Consider the following 17,858-nt stretch of genomic DNA (forward strand, 5'->3'; position numbering starts at 1 on the left):
CGGCCGAGGCGGCGCAGCAGGCGGTGTCCGCCTGGCTGACGGAGGCGGAGGCGCCGCGGGCGCTGGTGATCAGCAACGGCCTGCTGCTGCTGGGGGCGATGCGCGCGGTGCGCGCGCTGGGCCTGGCCTTGCCGCGCCAGCTGGCGCTGGCCGGTTTCGACAACGACAGCTGGACCGAGCTGGCCGGTCCGGGGCTGACGGTGATCGAGCAGCCGGTGGACGAGATCGGCCGCGCGGCGATGGCGATGCTGCTGGAACGGCTGGAACAGCCGCAGCGGCCCACGCGCAAGGTGGTGCTGACCGGCCGTTTGGTGGTGCGGGGCTCCAGCCTGGCCGAGGGCTAGCCGCCGCGCTTGTGGCGGCGGCGAGACAGCCCCTGGCCCGGCGCGGAAGGCGGCCGTGGGTTTGATTTTTAATGTATTAAATATTGTGCCATGATTTGCCGATGCCGTTTCAGCCATCGCCGCCCAGCCGGGCGGCCGTCAGGAGGAGGCCCGCCATGGACACGCGTTACGCCGGGGACATTCATCTTTCCACACGCCAGGCGGCGGACGGCGACAAGCTGGATTTCTGGCTGAGCGAGGTGGACCGCCTCTTGGTCCGGGTGGAGTGCGACCGCCGTCCGGAAGAGCGGCTGGAGGCTTCGCTGGACTGGCAGGATTTCGGCCTGCTGCGCATGGCCACGATACGGGCCAACCAGCACGCGGTGACGCGCAGCGGGCATAGCCTGAGCCGGGACGGCCGGGACTCCATCTTCGCCTGTTTGATGCTGCAGGGGCAGGGCTTCAGCCATCAGGGCGTGGAGTGCGCCCGCCACGGCCCGGGCGATGTGGTGCTGTACGATACCGCCCGCCCTTACGGCCACGGCTTTCCGGCCGATATGGCGATGGCGGTGCTGGACATTCCGCGGTCCTTGTTCCAGGAGCAGGTGGGGGTGTGGAACGAGCGCGGCCTGGTGCGCATCGAGCGCGCCGCCGGCATGGACGCCTTGGCCGCCCATCGCCTGCTCAGCGGCGGCGAGGCCGCGCGGCGGCATCTGGCCAGCCAGTTGCTGGAATGGCTGCATTCCTTGTGGAGCGCGCGCCTGGGCCTGCCGGCCTCCCGTTCCACCTTGTGCAGCCTGTGGCGGGCCAAGGCTTATATCGAGCGGCATCTGGCCGAGGACGATCTGGATTGCGAGCGCATCAGCCGCGCGGTGGGCGTGTCCGCACGTCAGCTGGCCCGCATCTTCGAGCAGGAGGGCGAGTCGGTGACGCGCCACCTGTGGGGCCGCCGGCTGGAACGCTGCCGCGTGGACCTGGCCGATCCGGCCTTGCGCCATTTATCGGTGAGCGAGCTGGCTTTCCGCTGGGGCTTCAACCATATCGCCCATTTCTGTCGCAGCTATAAACGCCGTTACGGCGAAACGCCGAGTCATACTCGAGCCGAGGCCCTGGCCGCGCGCGTCCTTCCCAGACAACAAGACTGTCCTCATTAGGCAAATTTCGCGTTCTCCCCATCGTTAGAGTGGACGGGTCCGCAGCGCTTTCTGGCGCGGCGGACGCCCAACTAATAAAGAGGAGACACCATCATGCACACACGAATGGGCGGTTCGCCGCCGGGCGGCCGCGCGCGCGCCGCTGGCGAAAGAGAGGCCCGCCATGCGCCTCTCCTATGAAAACAAATTGTTGGCCATCCTGGCGCTGAGCTTCGGTTTCGTGTTTTTCGACCGGCTGGCGCTGTCCTTCCTGTTTCCCTTCATGGCGGCGGAACTGCGTTTGAGCCCCGCGCATCTGGGCATGCTGGCGTCGGCGCTGGCGCTGACCTGGTCGCTGTCCGGCCTGGGCCTGGGCGCATGGTCGGACCGGCGCGGCGCGAAGAAGCCGATGCTGGTGGCGGCGGTGCTGGCGTTTTCGCTGTTCTCCGCCGCTTCCGGCCTGGTGGCCGGCTTTCTGTCCTTGCTGCTGTTCCGCGCGCTGATGGGCGTGGCGGAAGGACCGGTGCTGCCCATTTCCCAATCCCTGCTGGCGGCGGGGTCCACGCCGGCGCGGCGCGGCTTCAATATGGGCATCGTCAACGGCTCCGCGCCGGGCTTGCTGGGCGCGGTGCTGGGGCCGCCGTTGCTGGTGGCGCTGGCCGAGGCCTACGGCTGGCGCGCGGCCTTCTATCTGTCCTGCCTGCCCGGCCTGCTGATCGCCTGGCTGGTGTGGCGGCATGTGCGCGAGCCGGCGCCCGCGCCGGCGCCGGCCGGCCGCGGCGGCGGCTTCGCTTCGTTGCTGGCCGAGCGCAACATCCTGCTGTGCGTGTTGATCGCCTGCAGCTACATCACCTGGTTCATCATCCTGATTTCCTTCACGCCCACCTTTCTGATCCAGGTCAAGGGCATGAGCCCGCAGGCGATGGGGGCGGTAATGAGCAGCCTGGGCTTCGCCTGGGTGGCGTGGGGCGGGCTGGTGCCGGCGATTTCGGACCGCATCGGCCGCAAGCCGGCCATGGTGGCGTTTTCCCTGATCGCCGCCTGCTGCCCGCTGGTGTTGCTGAACGTGGACCGCATGGTCTGGCTGTTGCCGCTGGTCTTCCTCACTTACACCGGCCTGGGTTGCTTCACCCTGTTCATGGCCACGATTCCGGCGGAGACGGTGTCGCCGCGGCGCATCGCCACCGCGCTGGGCATGATCATGGGGGTGGGCGAACTGGCGGGCGGTTTTGTCGCGCCCACGGTGGCCGGCTTCGCCGCGGACCGCTACGGCCTGTCCATCGTGATGTGGATCGCCATGGCCGGCGCGCTGCTGCCGGCCTTGCTGTCCTTGGGCCTGCGGGAAACCGCGCCGCTGCGGCTGAAGCCGGGCGGGGCCGCGCTGGAAGCCGACCGGGCACCGACCTGAGCCGCCATTCTCATTGCGCGTCCCGCTGCGCCGGGACGCCGCACTCCCTGACGGAGATCATCATGCACAAGACCTTGATCAAGGCGCTGGCCGGGCTGTCGGCGGCGCTGGCCTGCGCGACGGCTCAGGCCACCCAGTCCGGCGCGGACACCATAGGCGCCGGCGCCGAGGGTTTTCTCGCCGGCGCGCTGCCGCCGGCCGGCTGGTACGGCGTGTTCTATTACACCCATTACCAGGCGGACCGCTTCAACGACGACGCCGGCCGTTCCGCTGCGCCGGGCTTCAAGCTGAGCGCCGACGTGCTGGTGCCGCGGCTGCTGTATATGTCGGACCGGACGCTGTGGGGCGGGCGCTTGGGCGGCTTCGCGCTGGCGCCGCTGCCCAGGCTGAGCCTGGACGCCGGCGGCGCGCATGAGAGCCGCGGCGGCCTGGGCGACGCGGTGCTGGGGCCGGTGCTGGCCTGGGGCGACGCCGGGCCGCTGCACACGGCGCTGGCGGCCGACATCGTGCTGCCCACCGGCGACTACGACCGCAATCGGATGTTGAACCTGGGGGCCCATCATTATTCGCTGCGTCCGGTATTCGCCTTTTCCTATCTGCCGGCGTCCGGCTGGGAGCTGTCGTCCAAGATCAGCTACACCTTCAACGGCAAGAACCGCGATACCGATTACCAGTCCGGCCAGCTGTTCCACTTCGATTACTCGCTGAGCTACGCGGCCGGCCCGGCCTGGAGGCTGGGCTTGAACGGCTACTTCATCAAGCAGACCACGGACGATGTCCAGTACGGCCGGGCGGTGGCGGGCAACGGTTTTCGCGGCCAGGCTTTCGCCATCGGTCCGGCGCTGCGCTACCAGTTCGACAAGGCCGGTCTGGAATTGAGGTGGTTGAAGGAGTTCGATGTGCGCAACCGGCCCGAGGGCAGCGCAGTCTGGGCCAAGCTGGTGCTGCCGCTGTAGCGGGCGGACATGGGGCTTGCAAACACGGCCGGGCGCTTGCGTCCGGCTTTTTTCTTGGCGGAGCCGCGCTCCCGCGCGCGCTCGTTTTCATTTTCCTCTCTTGCTTCTTCTTTCTTCACCGCGCCGTCATCGAGATGCCGCATGATTGGAATTCTTGTGCAATCCAGTGCGCTTCCCATTCCGCGACGCAGTCCGGATGACCGCTGCCCGCCGCAGGCCTGGCGGTCCCAAATTCGTCATGGCGGGCAAGTTGATCGCTTATTGCGCATCTCCCCGCAGCTTGTCGCTGAGTTGGAAAGAAAATCCATGAGTAAGCTTGATCCACGCCATCACAGACAGGGATGGGAAATCGCGCTGATTTTAGTCACCGCCTTATGGGGGTGGTCCTTTGTCGCTATTCACGATGCGCTGAACGATCTAAGCGACTCGGCGTTTAACGCCTACCGTTTTCTCATCGCCGCGCTGGCGATGTGGATCGTGGTGCGGGTCAAAGGGAGTCGATTCTCGCGGCAGGATGTTTTCGGAGGCGTCGCCGCTGGCGTCGCGCTATATCTGGCCTTCTTTTTTCAAACCAAGGGCTTGGCTTACACCACCGCTTCCAATGCCAGTTTCATTACGGGCTTGGCCGTTGTCTTTACTCCGCTGTTTGCTTATTGGCTGTTAAAGGTGCGCCCGGAAAAACGTCAGCTATTCGGCGCAGCCACGGCGACGATTGGGCTTGCTTTGCTGACCTTGAAAAATCTGGCCATTCATTGGGGAGATATGCTGGTTGTGCTCTGTGCGGCTTCCTTCGCTTTGCACATTGTTGTTTTGTCCAAGGTCAGCAAGACAGCGCGGGTATTGAACATCGCCTTTGTCCAGGTCGCGGTCGTGGGGGGCTTGTCCTTGCTGCAGTCATTGGCTTTGAATGAGTTCTCGCTTCCCTTTCGAAGCGAGACGATGACGGCGATTCTTATCATCGCCCTATTGGGAACGGCAGTAGGTTTTTATGTGCAGACCCGGGCCCAAGTGGCCTCTTCGCCCAATCGAATCGCATTGATCATTGTGCTGGAACCGCTGTTTGGCGGTGTTTTTGCTTATTTCCTGGCCGGCGACCGCTTGTCGCCTCTGAATTTACTGGGGGCCGGGCTGATTATTCTGGGCATGCTGATCACGGAATTTCATTTGAAGGCAAGCCGCGCCGGAGCGGATTAACCCTTCGCCGCGGGTTTTGACGCCGCGGCCATGGCGGGCCGCATCTTGCGCGGCTTGGATGTTTCCATCCCCGCCGTCGCAGGATCTTGAAACGCAGGGGGGCGGCGCTTACTGGCCGCTGAGCATGAATTCCGCGCAGCGCTCGGCGATCATCACCACCGGCGCGTTGGTGTTGCCGGAGACGATGGCGGGCATCACCGAGGCGTCGCAGACGCGCAGGCCGGCCACGCCCTTGACGCGCAGCCTCGGGTCCACCACCGCGTCGGCGTCGGCGCCCATGCGGCAGGTGCCGGCCGGGTGGTAGACGGTCTTGGCGAACTGGCGGATGTGTTGTTCCAGCAGCGCGTCGTCGGCGTCTTCGGCCGGCGAGGGCAGCAGTTCTTCGGCGATCAGCCGGCGCATGGACGGCGCCCGCAGGACGCGGCGCGCCAGCTTGACGCCGCGCAGCAGGCCGGCGAGGTCCTCGGCCTCGCGCAGGGCGCCGCTGTCGAAGCGCAGCGGCGCGGCCGGGTCGGCGGAGGCCAGCGCGACGCTGCCGCGCGACTTGGGACGCAGCAGGCAGGGATTGATGGAAATGCCGTGGCCGGGCAAGGGCTCGCGGTCGACGTCGCCCACCAGGGTGGGCAGCACGTGGAACTGGATGTCCGGCCGGCCGCCGCCGGCGGTGTCGACGAAAGCGCCGGACTCCACCACATTGGAGCTCAGCAAGCCGGTGCGGAACAGCTGCCATTGCAGGCCGTGGCGCAGCGCGGCCAGGCCGCGGTCCTGGCCCAGCAGGCTGATGGGCGCGCGGGCGCGACCGTAGACCGACACTTCCAGATGGTCCTGGTAGTTGGCGCCCACTTGCGGCGCGTCGCGCAGCACGGCGACGCCGTGTTCGCGCAGCTGCGCCGCCGGGCCGATGCCGGACAGCATCAGCAGCTTGGGGCTGGACAGCGCGCCGGCGCAGAGCACGATTTCCGCCGCGGCGCGCGCGCGCTGGACGCCGCCGGCGTCGCGCCATTCCACCTGACAGGCGCGGCCGCCGTCGAACCCGATTTTTTGCACATAGCAGCCGGTGCGCAGGTCCAGCTTGGGGTCTTGGCGGACCGCGGCCAGATAGGTGGCGGCGGTGCTGCCGCGCTGTCCGTCGAAGGTGGTGGTGTGGTAGAAGCCGACGCCGGCCTGTTCGCGGCCGTTGAAGTCGTCGTTGTAGGCCAGGCCGGCTTCCTGCGCGCCCTGGACGAAGGCCAGGCTCAGCGGATGGCGGTAGCGGGTGTCGCTGACTTTCAGCGGCCCGTCCACGCCGTGGTAGGGCTCGGACAAGCGCATATGGCTTTCCGCCTTCTTGAAGGCGGGCAGCACTTGCGACCATTCCCAGCCCGCGCAGCCCAGGGCGGCCCAGTCGTCGTAGTCGGCGGCCTGGCCGCGGATATAGACCATGGCGTTGACCGAGCTGCCGCCGCCCAGGGTGCGGCCCTGCGGGACGAAGATGCGTCTGCCGGCGGCTTCCGGCTGCGGTTCGCTGCGGTAGGTGACGGTGCGTTCGCTGCCCAGCACCTTGATGAAGGCGGCCGGCATGCGGATGTAGGGGTTGTCGTCCGGCAGGCCGTCTTCCAGCAGCAGCACGCGCTTGCCGGCCTGGATCAGCCTGTGGGTCAGCACGCAGCCGGCGGAGCCGGCTCCGATCAGGATGTAGTCGTAGTCGCGCATGGCGTCTCCCTTGTGGTCGCGCCGCCCTTGGACTGTTTGAGGATGGGCGGTCGCTCCAGCATAGGGCGGCCGCGCGCGGCGGCCTTGACCCGGCGCGCCCCGGACCTTGACCGCCGCGGACGCGGCGACGGGAGGCGGGCTCAGCCCTGGCGGATCAGCGCGCGCAGCACGCGCTTGCAGGCGGCCAGATCCTGTTCGTCCAGGCCGGACTGAATCTCCCGCTGCTGCTGGCCGGCGATGCGCCACAGCGTGGCGGCCTGCTCGCGGCCGGCCTCGCTGAGGCGGCAGCCGGCGGCGTCGCGGCTCAGCAGCCCCTTGCGGCGCAGCTCGGCCTCGGCCAGTTCTATCGCCTCCGGCGGCATCGCCGTCTCGCGTTGCAGCGCGCAGGCATCCTGTTCCGCTTGCTGTTCCAGCACCAGCAGCAGCCGCGCTTCGCCGCCGCTCAGCCCGGTGGCGAGCTGGCGCGGCCGGTAGCTGGCCTGGTAGGCCTGCAGCGCCTGGGTCAGCAGATAGAGCAGATTGTCGCCCAGCCAGCCGGGCAGCGGTTCCGCGGCGGCGGCCGGGCGGGCGCGCGGCAGCGCGGCGGCGTACACACCCTGGTGGTAGAGCAGCGGCGCGGCGCCGCAGTCGTCGAAGGTTTCGACCAGGCCGAGCAGAATCCAGTGGTCGCCGCCGTCCAGCTTTTGATGCAGGCGGCAATGGAAGCGGGCGGCGCAGCCGTCCAGCAAGGGCGCGCCGCCAAGGCCGGTTTCCGGCGTCAGGCCGGCGAATTTGTCGGCGCCGGGGCGGGCGAAGCGGTTGGACAGCTCGATCTGGTCGGCGGCCAGCACATGGACGATGAAGTGGCCGGCCTGTTCGAACACCGCGTTGCTGGCGGAGCGCTTGTCCAGGCTCCACAGCACCAGCGGCGGGTCCAGCGAGACGGAGTTGAAGCTGTTGGCGGTGACGCCGGCGCGTTCGCCGTCCGGCGCGGTCGCGGTGACGACGGTGACGCCGGTGGCGAAGTTGCCGAGCGCGCGGCGCAGCGCGCGCGCGTCATGGGCAGGGGCGGGTGCGTTCATGGCGTGTCCTCGGGGCCGTCCGGCGCGGGGCCGGCGCGGCGCGGGTGGGAGGGGCTAATGTCGGTAGAGCCTGTTCGCGATTTCGCGGGCGGGAACGGGGCAGGGCGAAAACCACTGGGACAGCGGCTTTGCTCATACGGCGCATGAACGTTTCGAAGCGGCGTTCACCCTGTCGGGCCTCAGCGAAGATCGTAAACGGCTCGTCTAGACCATGGCGGGGTCCGGCTCCAGCCCCAGCAGCGAACGGCCCAGAATCTGGGCGCAGACGTCGTAGTCGGTGTAGGCGTGGGCGCCGGTCATGTGCGAGTCGCGGAACAGCCGCTGCGCCTCGTTTTCCAGCCGCCAGCAATTGCCGCCCATGGATTCGAACAAGCGGTCCACCGCCTGGATGCACATTTTCACCGCGTAAGCCTGATTGGTGCGCCAGAAAGCCAGCGTTTCCGCCGTGGGATAGCGTTTGGCCGCGCCGTGCTCGGCGTGCTCGCGCCAGCTGGCTTCCAGCAAGGCGCGCGCGGCCAGCACTTGGTGGGTGGATTCGGCCAGCCGCATATAGGCGGGCAGCGCCGCGCCCACCTGGGCGCCGGTATAGGCGCGGATGCGGTTGCGGCTGCGCTCCTTGAACACTTGCAGCATGCGCTCGGCCACGCCCAGGCTGATGGCGGCGAAGCCGCTGGCGAAGTAGGGCCGGTAAGGCGCGTAGAAGATCTTGCTGTCCGGGTACAGGCCGAAGCCGGCGGAGCGGCCTTCCATCATGTCCTTGGCCGCTTCGATCCGGTGTTCCGGCACGAAGACCTTGTCCACCAGCAGGGTCTTGGTGCCGCTGCCCTGCATGCCGGCGGCGCGCCAGTCGTCGCGGATTTGGTAATCGGCGCGCGGCACCACGCCGAAGCAGTATTGCGGCTCGCCGTCCGGGCCGGGGCGGCGGAAGCCCAGGATCGCCCATTCGGCGTGGTCGCAGCCGCTGCTCCAGCCCATTTCTCCGCTGAGCAGCACGCCGCCGTCCGCGGCCTCGGCCCGGCCCAGCGGCGCAATGCTGCTGCTGGCGGTGGCGTCCGGCGCGCCGCCCCAGACTTCCTCTTGCAGCCGGGCGGAGAACAGCGCGATCTGATGGCTGTGGGTGGCCAGCAGGCTGGCGGCCCAGGCGGTGCTGGCGCAGGCGCCGGCCAGCGCCGCCACGCAATCGGCGAATTCGGGCAGGCTGATTTCCAGGCCGCCGTAGGGCTTGGGCTGAAAGGCGCGATGAAAGCCCACGCTTTTCAAGAGGGCGATGTTTTCCGCCGGCACGGTGCGTTCGCGTTCCGCCCGCTCCGCGTTGGCGGCGATGGCGGGCAGGATGGGGAGCAGGGTTTCCAGCAAGGGGTTGGGGTGGCGCATGGAGGTCTCCTTTGTGCTTGATGGCGCTGAAGCGGCCCGCCTTTGGCGGCGGGCGTTTCAATAATGAATACATTCAGCGAATTTGCATTATGGATAGCGACACCACGCACTGGAATGCATCTTCCAAGCTGTCTTAGGTACTTTTCATGGCGCTTCAGCATGAACGGCGGCGACGACGGGCCGGCGCCAGCGTATCGGCGACGCGGCTTGCTCGGCCTCGTGCTCCGGCCCCAGCGGGATGTCGCGGCGGTCGCGCAGCAAGAGCGCGGAGGCGAGGCCGATCAGCGTCATGCCGCTCAGATAGGCGGTCACCGCGGCGGTGGAGCCGGTCTGGGCGATCAAGGCCTTGGCGATCATCGGCGCGAAGGCGCCGCCGAGGATGGCGCCCAGCGCGTAGGAAATGGAGACGCCGGAGAAGCGCACCGAGGCGGGGAAGAGCTCGGCGTAGAAGGCCGATTGCGCGCCGTACGTCAGGCCGGTGCCCACCGACAGCAGGCACAGCGCCAGCAGCACCGCCGGCAGGCTGGCGCTATTGATCAGCGGGAACAGCGTCAGCACGCCGGCCAGCTGCACGCCGAAGCCGATCAGGTAGACGCTGCGGCGGCCGATATGGTCCGACCAGACGCCGGCCAGCCAGGTGAAGGCCATCCAGCAGGCGGAGGCGAAGGCGACGGCGAGCAGTACCGGGGTGCGCTCCATGCGCAGCGCGCCGGCGGGGTCGGTGGTGTAGTTCTGGATGAAGCCGCCGGTGGTCATGTAACCGACGGCGCTGTTGCCGGCGAAGAGCAGCGCGGCCAGCAGCACCAGCGGCGCGTGGCGGCGGAACAGGTCCAGCACCGGGGTGCGCGATCCGGCCTTGCGCGCCTTGATCTCCTCGAAGACCGGGCTTTCCTCCACCGAGCGGCGCACCCATTGGCCGATGAACAGCAGCACGACGCTGAGCAGGAAGGGCACGCGCCAGCCCCATTCCAGGAAGGCGTCGCCGGGGGAGACCACGCCGCTCATCAGCGCGAACACGCCGGAGGCCAGCAGCAGGCCCAGCGGCACGCCTATCTGCGGGAAGGCGCCGTAGCGGCCGCGCTGGCCGCGCGGCGCGTGCTCCACCGCCATCAGCACCGCGCCGCCCCATTCGCCGCCGGCGGAAATGCCTTGCAGCACGCGCAGCAGGATCAGGGCCAGCGGCGCCAGCAGGCCGGCGGATTCATAAGTGGGCAACAGGCCGATCAGCGCGGTGGAGGCGCCCATCAGCACCAGGGTCAGCACCAGCATCGCGCGCCGGCCCAGGCGGTCGCCGTAGTGGCCGGCGAGAAAGGCGCCCAGCGGCCGAAACAGAAAGCTGACGCCGACCGAGGCGAAGGCGATCAGGGTGGCGAAGCGGTCGCCGGCCGGAGCGAAGAACAGTTTGTTGAACACCAGGCCGGCGGCGCTGGCGTAGATGAAGAAGTCGTACCACTCGATGGCGGTGCCGATCACGGTGGCGTAGGCGACTTTGCGCGCGTGGGCGCTTGCGGCGGCGGGGGTGTGGCTCATCTTGCGTTCTCCTCGGGGGTGGGGCCGGGATCGGCTCCGGGCGGCGCCTTGTTCTTGTGTGGTCGCCGCGGGTCAGTCAGTAGGCGGATGGCGTCGGCGGCCGGCCGGGCGCTTCGTCGCGAAAGGCCGCCGCCAGCGCTTCGGCGCGGCGCGCCAGCAAGGTGGTGTCGACGCCGACGGCGACGAAGCCCGCGCCCAGCGCCAACAGCCGGCGCGCTTCGGCCTCGTCGGCCATCAGGATGCCGGCGGCCTTGCCCTGGGCGCGGATGCGGCGGATGGCGTCGTCCATCGCCGCGCGCACTTCAGGGTGGTCGGGCCGGCCCGGATGGCCCATGTCGGCGGCCAGGTCGGCCGGGCCGATGAAGACGCCGTCCACGCCGTCGGTGGCGGCGATGCCTTCCAGCGCGGCCAGGGCCTGGCGGGTTTCCACCTGGGCCAGCACGCAGATTTCATCGTCGGCCCGCGTCAGGTAATCCGGCACGCGGTTCCAACGCGAGGCGCGCGCCAGCGCGCTGCCCACGCCGCGGACGCCGCGCGGCGGATAGCGGGTGGCGGCCACCGCCCGCGCCGCCTCGTCGGCGTTCTGCACCATGGGCAGCATCAGCGTTTGCGCGCCGATGTCCAGCAACTGCTTGATGCGCACCGGGTCGTTGCTGGCGGCGCGCACCACCGGGTGGCTGGGATAGGGCGCGACGGCCTGCAGTTGCAGCAGCACGTCCCTGAGTTCGTTGGGCGCGTGTTCGCCGTCTATCAGCAGCCAGTCGAAGCCGGCGCCGGCCAGCAGTTCGGCGCTGTAGGGGCTGGCCAGGCCCAGCCACAGGCCGATCTGGCGGCGGCCGTCGCGCAGCGCGGCCTTGAAGGGGTTGGCGGGAAGTTGCATGGAGGTTCCTCGAGCGGGTTCAGACGAAGCGGCAGCTGATCGCGCCCAGCGGGCCGTAGTCGACGTGGAAGGTGTCGCCGGCGCGCGCCGGCACCGGCCGGGTGAAGGAACCGGCCAGGATCACCTGGCCGGCCTTGAGCTCCACGTCGAAAGGCGAGAGCTTGTTGGCCAGCCAGGCCACGCCGTTGGCCGGGTGGTTGAGCACGGCGGCGGCGACGCCGGATTCCTCGATCACGCCGTTGCGGTACATCAGCGCGGCCACCCAGCGCAGGTCCAGCTCGCGCGGGCGCACCGGCCGGCCGCCCAGCACCACGCCGGCGTTGGCGGCGTTGTCCGCTATGGTGTCGAACACCTTGCGCGGACGCTGGCTGTCCGGGTCTATGGACTGGCTGCGCGCGTCGATGATTTCCAGCGCCGGGATCACGTAATCGGCGGCGTCGTAGACGTCGAACAAGGTGGCGCCGGGGCCGGACAGCGGCCGGCCCAGCACGAAGGCCAGCTCCACTTCCACCCGCGGCACGATGAAGCGCGACACCGGGATGTCGGCGCCGTCGTTGAAGAACATATCGTCCAGCAGCGCGCCGTAGTCCGGCTCGTTGATCTGCGAGGACATCTGCATCGCGCGCGAGGTCAGGCCTATCTTGTGGCCCTTGAGGCGGCGTCCCTCCGCCAGCTTCATCTCCACCCAGCAGCGCTGGATGGCGTAAGCGTCCTCTATGGTGATCTCGGGGTGGTCCAGCGAGAGCTGGCGGATCTGCCGGCGTTCGCGCTCGGCGTCGTGCAGGCGGCGCGCGGCGCCGCGAATCAGGTCGGGGCTGAGCATGGAGTCTTTCATGGTGGTCGCTGAGCTTCGTGATCGGTTTCGGCCGTTTCAGCCCGGCGGGCTGAAGCGTTGATGCACGTTGTTGCGCTTGAAGTTGAGGGTGGCGGACAGTTCGGTCAGTTCGAAGCTGAGCGCCAGATAGCGTTGGGCGAGCAGCGGTTCGAAGTGGCGCTGGATCAGCGCGAACAGCTGTTCGGCGGTGGCGCGGCGATCGGCCTCGCTGCGGCCGCTGCCGATCTGCAAAGTGCAGTGGACGAAGGCGTAGTCGGCCTCGCCGTCCGCCATGCGCCAGGTGTCCAGCCAGTGGGCGCGGCTGCGGATGCCGGCCAGCGGAAACAGGCCGCTGGCGGCCAGACAGTCGTGCACCTGGCGGAACAGCTCCGGCAGATCGGCCTGCGCGCGCAGATTGTCGGTGCACTCAGCGATGAAGTGCGGCATGGCGCTCTCCCAGCGGTTCCACCGGCAGCACCGCGTTGATCTGGCCGGTGCCGGAACTGCCGAAATAGGGGGTGATGATTTCCGCGCGGCCGCGGTAATCGCCCCAGCCCAGCGCGCCCAGCAGCATGGCGGTGTCGTGCATGAAGCCTTCGCCGTGACACTTCTCGGCGTACTCCGGCAGCATGTCGCAGAAGGTTTTCCAATCGCCGTCCAGCCACATGGCGATGACCTCCTGGTCCATGCTTTCCAGGAAGGGGCTCCAGGCCTTGTGCAGGAATTGATCCGCGGTGCCGTTCTGGGCGAAACGGTGGGACAGCGAGCCGCTGGCGAAGAAGGCGACGCGGCCGTCGTAATCGCGCTCCACCGCCTCGCGCATCGCCGCGCCCAGCCGCGCGCTGTCGGCCAGATCGTGCACCGTGCACAGCGCGGCCACCGACACCACTTTGAAACGCCGGTCGGCGTTCATATAGCGCATCGGCACCAGGGTGCCGTACTCCAGCGGCAGCGTGGTGGCGTCGTGGGCGCGGGTATGCACGCCGGCGGCGGTGGCCGCCTCGGCCAGCAGCTTGCCCAGCGCGGGGTTGCCCGGATAGGCGTAGGGCATGTTCTTGATGAAGTGCGGCAGCTCGTTGCTGGTGTACACGCCTTCGAAAGCCGGCGCGCAGTTGACGTGGTAGCCGGAATTGACCAGCCAGTGGGTGTCGAACACCACGATGGTGTCCACGTCCAGTTCGCGGCAGCGGCGGCTGATTTCCTTGTGGCCGTCTATGGCGGCCTGGCGGCAGCCTTGATGCGGGCCGGGCAGTTCCGACAGATACATGGACGGCACGTGCGTGATCTTGGCCGCCAGGGCTAGGGTTCCCATTGCGTTCTCCTCGGTGCGACTGGGCCGCGGGGCCGGCGCAGTCTTGCTGCTTGGATCGGTGTCGCACCGGGGCCGGCCGTCTGCGCGGCCTGGGCCCCGGCGGCGCCTCAGGCTTGTTCCACGCCCCAGCGCGGGATGAAGTGGCCGCCCATGGAGACGCAGACGTTTTTCACCTCGGCAAAGGCTTCAAAGCTGTATTCGCCGCCCTCGCGGCCAACGCCGGAGGCCTTGACGCCGCCGAAGGGCTGGCGCAGATCGCGGACGTTCTGGCTGTTGACGAAGACCATGCCGGCCTCGATGCCGCGCGCCAGCCGGTGGGCCTTGCCGATGTCCTGGGTCCAGATATAGGAGGCCAGGCCGTAATCGACGTCGTTGGCCAGACGCAGCGCGTCGGCCTCGTCGCTGAAGCGCAGCAGGCAGGCCACCGGGCCGAAGATTTCCTCCTGGGCGATGCGCATGCGGTTGTCGACGTCGGCGAAGACGGTGGGGCGGATGAAGTGGCCGGAGGCCAGCGATTCGGGCAGGTCGGCCGGACGTTCCAGGCCGCCGGCCACCAGCCGCGCGCCTTCTTCCAGACCGATGCGGATATAGCCGGTGACCTTGTCGTAATGCTGGCGGGTGATCATCGAACCCACCTGGGTGTTGGGGTCCTGCGGGTCGCCGACGATCAAGCGCTGAGCGCGGGCGGCGAATTCCGCGACGAAGCGGTCGTAGATGCCGTTCTGCACGAAGATGCGGCTGCCGGCGGTGCAGCGTTCGCCGTTGAGGGAGAAAATGGTGAACAGCGCGGCGTCCAGCGCGCGATCGAAGTCGGCGTCGTCGAACACCAGCACCGGCGATTTGCCGCCCAGCTCCATCGAGTACTTCTTCAGCCCGGCGTTCTGCATGATGCGCCGTCCGGTGGCGGTGCCGCCGGTGAAGGACACCGCGCGCACGTCCGGATGGCTGACCAGGGCTTCGCCGGCGCTGGCGCCGTAGCCCTGCACCACGTTGAACACGCCAGGCGGAATGCCGGCCTCCAGCGCCAGCCGGCCCAGTTCGTTGGCGGTCAGCGGCGACAGCTCGGACATCTTCAGCACCGCGGTATTGCCCAGCGCCAGGCAGGGCGCGGTCTTCCAGGTGGCGGTCATGAAGGGCACGTTCCACGGCGACACCAGCGCGCACACGCCCACCGGCTGGTACAGCGTGTAGTTGAGCATCTGCTCGTCCACCGGGTAGCTGTGGCCGTTCATCCGGGTGCAGACTTCGGCGAAAAAGTCGAAGTTGTGCGAGGCGCGCGGGATCAGCACATTGCGGGTCTGGTGGATGGGCAGGCCGGTGTCCAGCGTTTCCAGTTCCGCCAGCCGCGGCACATCGCGCTGGATCAATTCGCCCAGCCGGCGCATCAGCCGCGCGCGCTCCTTGGCAGGGGTGGCCGCCCACTTGGGAAAAGCCGCCTTGGCGGCGGCCACCGCCAGATTGATTTCCTCGGCGCCGCCGGCCGCCACTTCGCCCAGCGCTTCGCCGGTGGCCGGGTTGTAGTTGACGAAGCTGTCTTGGCTGGCCACTTCGCGGCCGTCTATCCAGTGTTTGATCATGGGGTTTCCTTTTCCGCGTTCCGGCGCGCGAGCCAGTCCGCTTCGCTGATGATCTGGTTGAGCAGCCGTCCGACGCCCTCGACCTCTACGACGACTTCGTCGCCGGGGCGCACGTCGGACAGGCCTTGCGGGGTGCCGGTGGCGATCATGTCGCCCGCTTGCAGCGTCATGAAGGCGGACAGGTATTCGATCAGATGGGGGATGTCGAACACCATGTCGCGGGTATTGCCGCTTTGGACGCGGCGGCCGTTGACATAGGTGGCCAGCTCCAGGCTGTGCGGGTCCGCCACCTCGTCGCGGTCTACCAGCCACGGGCCTATCGGGGTCAGGCCGTCGCGGTTTTTCACCCGCAGATTGGGCCGGTAGTAGTTTTCCAGGTAGTCGCGCACCGCGTAGTCGTTGCACACGGTGTAGCCGGCGACGTAGTCCATCGCCTGGGCGCGCTTCACCTTGCGCGCGGTCTTGCCGATCACCGCCACCAGTTCGCACTCGTAATGCATATATTCAACATTGTCCGGCCGCATCGATTGCCGGCGATGGCCGGTCAGCGCGGCGGCCGTCTTCAGGAACACCAGCGGTTCGCTGGGCGGCTTGAAATCCAGCTCGGCGGCGTGGTCGGCGTAGTTGAGGCCCAGCGCGAACAGGGTGCCCTGGCAGGGCGGCAGCCATTCCGCCTCGGTTTCGTCCAGGCGGCGGCCGTCCGGCAGCAAGAGCGCGCCATCGGCGTCGGCCTGCGCGCGCCAGGTTCGGCCCTGATAACGGATGCGGGCGTGTCTCATTGCATGTCCTCCTCGGCCGCGACGATGTTTTCCAGGCGGCCGATGCCGTCTATCTCCACCGCCACGGCGTCGCCCGGCCGCAGCCGCGCGCCGCGCGGCGGCGTGGCCACGATCAGCAGGTCGCCGGCGTAGAGGGTGAGGAACTGGCTGACGTCGGCGATCAACTGGGCGACGCCGCGCAGCCAGTCGGCGCTGTCGTTGGTTTCGGCCAGCGCGCCGTTGACGTAGGTGCGCACCTGCACCCGTTGCGGGTCGATCGCGTCGGGGCCGGCCTCCGGGCCGACGGGGCAGAAGCCGTCGCGGCATTTGGCCTGGATCGCCGGACGGTAGAAGCTGGTTTCCGCCAGGCTGACCTCGTTGACCACCGCATAGCCGCCAACGTGGGACAGCGCGTCGGCCGCGCTGACGCGGCAGGCGTCGCGGCCGATGCGCACGCCCAGCGCGCCGCCGGCGTAGACGGCGTCCGCGTCGGCGGGAAAGGGGATGGGCGCGCCGGCGACGCTGACGGTGTTGCGCGGTTTGACGAACAAGACCGGCGCTTGCGGCGGGCGCTGATAGGGCGCTTGTTCGAACTCCGCCGCCAGCGCCGCCTGCAAACGACGGTGGTTGAGCGCCGCGCCGTAGATGGCCGCCGGCCGCTCCGTCGCGGCGTCTAGGACCAGACTCATGCTTAACTCCTTGTTATTGAATGAATCGCCGTTGTTCAAATATTCATTAACATGTTAAAGTTTATAACGATGACGGCGGCCCGCTGTCAATGTTTATCCATGCTGCGTTGCGGGTAATATCGTCAAAAGCCGCGTTTGCGCGGCGGCGGCCCGGGCCGCCGATCCGGCGCGAAAGCCTGAGCGGTGGCCTTTTGGCGAGAGCGGAGGGCGAGGGCGGCCGACTATGGCGAAAATGTCACAAGGGAGGGGCGGCGATGAGCAGAATCCCGCGCGGTCTGGGCGCGCGCATACCCAATATCGACATCGGCAAGGCTTACGACAGCCCCTACGAGTCCGTCGACATCCATTGCGAATCCTTTGGCCGGCTGGCGGCCTTCTTCGGCCGCAATATGCCGGTGCATCGGCACGACCGCTTTTTGCAATTGCACTATCTCGCCAGCGGCGACATCCGTCTGCAACTGGAGGAAGACCATTACCAGGCGCGCGCCCCGCTCTTGTTCCTGACCCCGCCGACGGTGCCGCACGCCTTCATCACCGGGCCGGAGGCCGACGGCCATGTGCTGACCTTGCGCCAGGAGCTGGCGCGCGGCTGGCTGGCGGAGGCGGGGCCGGACGCCTTGAGCGCGCCGTTCTGCGTGGAGCTGACCGAGGTGCCGGCGGAATGGGCCGATATGGCGCGGCGCCTGCCCGAGCGGCTGGCGCAGTTGCAGCGGGAGAGCGAGGTGCCGGCGCCGGGCGCGGAGCTGGCGCGGCAAGCCCTGGCCCAGCTGGTGCTGGTGGACGTGCTGCGGCTGTCCGGCCTGCCGGGACCGCGCCGCGGGCCGCGGCGCGACGAGTGGCGGCTCTACCATCGCTTCAACGGCTTGATAGAAGCGCATTACCGCGAACACTGGAGCCTGGACCGCTACGCGGCCGAGCTGGGGGTCAGCGAGGCGCGGCTCAACGATGTGTGCCGCCGGCTGGCGGACCTGCCGTCCAAGCGGCTGGCGCACGATAGGCTGTTGCAGGAGGCCAAGCGCCTGCTGATCTACTCCGCTGCCTCGGTGCACGCCATCGCCTACGATTTGGGCTTCAAGGACCCGGCCTATTTTTCCCGTTTCTTCCAGCGCATGGCCGGGCGCTCGCCCAGCGACTACCGCGCGCGCCGTCAGGCCTGA

General features: G+C 68.4%; 17 protein-coding genes. 6 read left to right on the forward strand and 11 right to left on the reverse strand.

All coding sequences use genetic code 11. The annotated features are described in order from the left end of the window. The 5 genes from NK214_RS18795 to NK214_RS18815 form a co-directional block, all read left to right on the forward strand. Positions 1-344, forward strand: a 344-nt coding sequence (locus tag NK214_RS18795) for a substrate-binding domain-containing protein (protein WP_253315206.1), incomplete at its 5' end; no start/stop codon positions are given. 155 nt (positions 345-499) lie between these two features. Next, a complete protein-coding gene (locus tag NK214_RS18800) occupies positions 500-1,477 on the forward strand; it encodes a helix-turn-helix domain-containing protein (protein WP_107798689.1) in 978 nt (325 codons plus the stop codon). Positions 1,478-1,640: 163 nt separating this feature from the next. Further along, on the forward strand, positions 1,641-2,864 hold the full coding sequence (locus NK214_RS18805; RefSeq protein WP_107798690.1) for an MFS transporter: 1,224 nt from the start codon (positions 1,641-1,643) through the stop codon (positions 2,862-2,864). Between the two features lie 62 nt (positions 2,865-2,926). After that, a complete protein-coding gene (locus NK214_RS18810) occupies positions 2,927-3,820 on the forward strand; it encodes a transporter (RefSeq protein WP_253315207.1) in 894 nt (297 codons plus the stop codon). Positions 3,821-3,829: 9 nt separating this feature from the next. Further along, on the forward strand, positions 3,830-5,014 hold the full coding sequence (locus NK214_RS18815; RefSeq protein WP_253315208.1) for a DMT family transporter: 1,185 nt from the start codon (positions 3,830-3,832) through the stop codon (positions 5,012-5,014). Between the two features lie 108 nt (positions 5,015-5,122). On the opposite strand, the gene NK214_RS18820 is transcribed toward NK214_RS18815, so the two are convergent. The 11 genes from NK214_RS18820 to NK214_RS18870 all read right to left on the reverse strand — a co-directional run bounded on the left by NK214_RS18820 (position 5,123) and on the right by NK214_RS18870 (position 16,701). Then, complete coding sequence (locus NK214_RS18820) at positions 5,123-6,706, reverse strand: GMC family oxidoreductase (RefSeq protein ID WP_253315209.1); 1,584 nt, start codon at positions 6,704-6,706, stop codon at positions 5,123-5,125. A gap of 140 nt (positions 6,707-6,846) precedes the next feature. Beyond that, positions 6,847-7,767 (reverse strand): p-hydroxyphenylacetate 3-hydroxylase reductase component, encoded by a 921-nt coding sequence (locus NK214_RS18825; protein WP_107798693.1) that lies wholly within the window; start codon positions 7,765-7,767, stop codon positions 6,847-6,849. Between the two features lie 204 nt (positions 7,768-7,971). Next, a complete protein-coding gene (locus tag NK214_RS18830) occupies positions 7,972-9,141 on the reverse strand; it encodes a p-hydroxyphenylacetate 3-hydroxylase oxygenase component (RefSeq protein ID WP_253315210.1) in 1,170 nt (389 codons plus the stop codon). Positions 9,142-9,285: 144 nt separating this feature from the next. Then, positions 9,286-10,671: an MFS transporter gene (locus tag NK214_RS18835; protein WP_253315211.1), complete on the reverse strand. Its 1,386-nt coding sequence runs from the start codon at positions 10,669-10,671 to the stop codon at positions 9,286-9,288. 76 nt (positions 10,672-10,747) lie between these two features. Then, positions 10,748-11,551, reverse strand: a complete 804-nt coding sequence (gene hpaI, locus NK214_RS18840; RefSeq protein ID WP_253315212.1) for a 4-hydroxy-2-oxoheptanedioate aldolase — start codon at positions 11,549-11,551, stop codon at positions 10,748-10,750. 19 nt (positions 11,552-11,570) lie between these two features. After that, on the reverse strand, positions 11,571-12,374 hold the full coding sequence (gene hpaH, locus NK214_RS18845) for a 2-oxo-hept-4-ene-1,7-dioate hydratase (protein WP_107798697.1): 804 nt from the start codon (positions 12,372-12,374) through the stop codon (positions 11,571-11,573). A 48-nt stretch (positions 12,375-12,422) separates the two neighbouring features. Beyond that, on the reverse strand, positions 12,423-12,812 hold the full coding sequence (locus NK214_RS18850) for a 5-carboxymethyl-2-hydroxymuconate Delta-isomerase (RefSeq protein ID WP_227107731.1): 390 nt from the start codon (positions 12,810-12,812) through the stop codon (positions 12,423-12,425). After that, positions 12,793-13,677 (reverse strand): 3,4-dihydroxyphenylacetate 2,3-dioxygenase, encoded by an 885-nt coding sequence (hpaD, locus tag NK214_RS18855; protein ID WP_107798699.1) that lies wholly within the window; start codon positions 13,675-13,677, stop codon positions 12,793-12,795. Before hpaD ends, NK214_RS18850 begins: the two co-directional genes overlap by 20 nt. 107 nt (positions 13,678-13,784) lie before the next feature. Beyond that, a complete protein-coding gene (gene hpaE / locus NK214_RS18860) occupies positions 13,785-15,254 on the reverse strand; it encodes a 5-carboxymethyl-2-hydroxymuconate semialdehyde dehydrogenase (protein WP_253315213.1) in 1,470 nt (489 codons plus the stop codon). After that, on the reverse strand, positions 15,251-16,033 hold the full coding sequence (locus NK214_RS18865; RefSeq protein ID WP_107798701.1) for a fumarylacetoacetate hydrolase family protein: 783 nt from the start codon (positions 16,031-16,033) through the stop codon (positions 15,251-15,253). Before NK214_RS18865 ends, hpaE begins: the two co-directional genes overlap by 4 nt. Then, entirely contained in the window at positions 16,030-16,701 is a 672-nt protein-coding gene (locus NK214_RS18870) for a fumarylacetoacetate hydrolase family protein (protein ID WP_107798702.1), read from the reverse strand. The genes NK214_RS18865 and NK214_RS18870 overlap by 4 nt, the downstream gene beginning before the upstream one ends. Positions 16,702-16,955: 254 nt before the next feature. Here NK214_RS18870 and hpaA point away from each other — a divergent pair, with 254 nt between their 5' ends. After that, the gene (hpaA, locus tag NK214_RS18875; protein WP_253315214.1) at positions 16,956-17,858 is read left to right on the forward strand and encodes a 4-hydroxyphenylacetate catabolism regulatory protein HpaA; all 903 of its coding nucleotides are present in this window, start codon (positions 16,956-16,958) and stop codon (positions 17,856-17,858) included.

Source organism: Chromobacterium sp. S0633, from assembly GCF_024158805.1.
In the GTDB taxonomy this organism is placed as follows: domain Bacteria; phylum Pseudomonadota; class Gammaproteobacteria; order Burkholderiales; family Chromobacteriaceae; genus Chromobacterium.

Coding starts and splice junctions, on each gene's coding strand:
- NK214_RS18870 (WP_107798702.1), bottom strand. CDS start 16,701: ATGAGTCTGGTCCTAGACGCCGCGACGGAGCGGCCGGCGGCCATCTAC.
- hpaH (WP_107798697.1), bottom strand. CDS start 12,374: ATGCTCAGCCCCGACCTGATTCGCGGCGCCGCGCGCCGCCTGCACGAC.
- NK214_RS18805 (WP_107798690.1), top strand. CDS start 1,641: ATGCGCCTCTCCTATGAAAACAAATTGTTGGCCATCCTGGCGCTGAGC.
- hpaI (WP_253315212.1), bottom strand. CDS start 11,551: ATGCAACTTCCCGCCAACCCCTTCAAGGCCGCGCTGCGCGACGGCCGC.
- NK214_RS18810 (WP_253315207.1), top strand. CDS start 2,927: ATGCACAAGACCTTGATCAAGGCGCTGGCCGGGCTGTCGGCGGCGCTG.
- NK214_RS18835 (WP_253315211.1), bottom strand. CDS start 10,671: ATGAGCCACACCCCCGCCGCCGCAAGCGCCCACGCGCGCAAAGTCGCC.
- NK214_RS18865 (WP_107798701.1), bottom strand. CDS start 16,033: ATGAGACACGCCCGCATCCGTTATCAGGGCCGAACCTGGCGCGCGCAG.
- NK214_RS18830 (WP_253315210.1), bottom strand. CDS start 9,141: ATGCGCCACCCCAACCCCTTGCTGGAAACCCTGCTCCCCATCCTGCCC.
- NK214_RS18850 (WP_227107731.1), bottom strand. CDS start 12,812: ATGCCGCACTTCATCGCTGAGTGCACCGACAATCTGCGCGCGCAGGCC.
- NK214_RS18825 (WP_107798693.1), bottom strand. CDS start 7,767: ATGAACGCACCCGCCCCTGCCCATGACGCGCGCGCGCTGCGCCGCGCG.
- hpaA (WP_253315214.1), top strand. CDS start 16,956: ATGAGCAGAATCCCGCGCGGTCTGGGCGCGCGCATACCCAATATCGAC.
- NK214_RS18815 (WP_253315208.1), top strand. CDS start 3,830: ATGGGGCTTGCAAACACGGCCGGGCGCTTGCGTCCGGCTTTTTTCTTG.
- NK214_RS18800 (WP_107798689.1), top strand. CDS start 500: ATGGACACGCGTTACGCCGGGGACATTCATCTTTCCACACGCCAGGCG.
- hpaD (WP_107798699.1), bottom strand. CDS start 13,677: ATGGGAACCCTAGCCCTGGCGGCCAAGATCACGCACGTGCCGTCCATG.
- hpaE (WP_253315213.1), bottom strand. CDS start 15,254: ATGATCAAACACTGGATAGACGGCCGCGAAGTGGCCAGCCAAGACAGC.
- NK214_RS18820 (WP_253315209.1), bottom strand. CDS start 6,706: ATGCGCGACTACGACTACATCCTGATCGGAGCCGGCTCCGCCGGCTGC.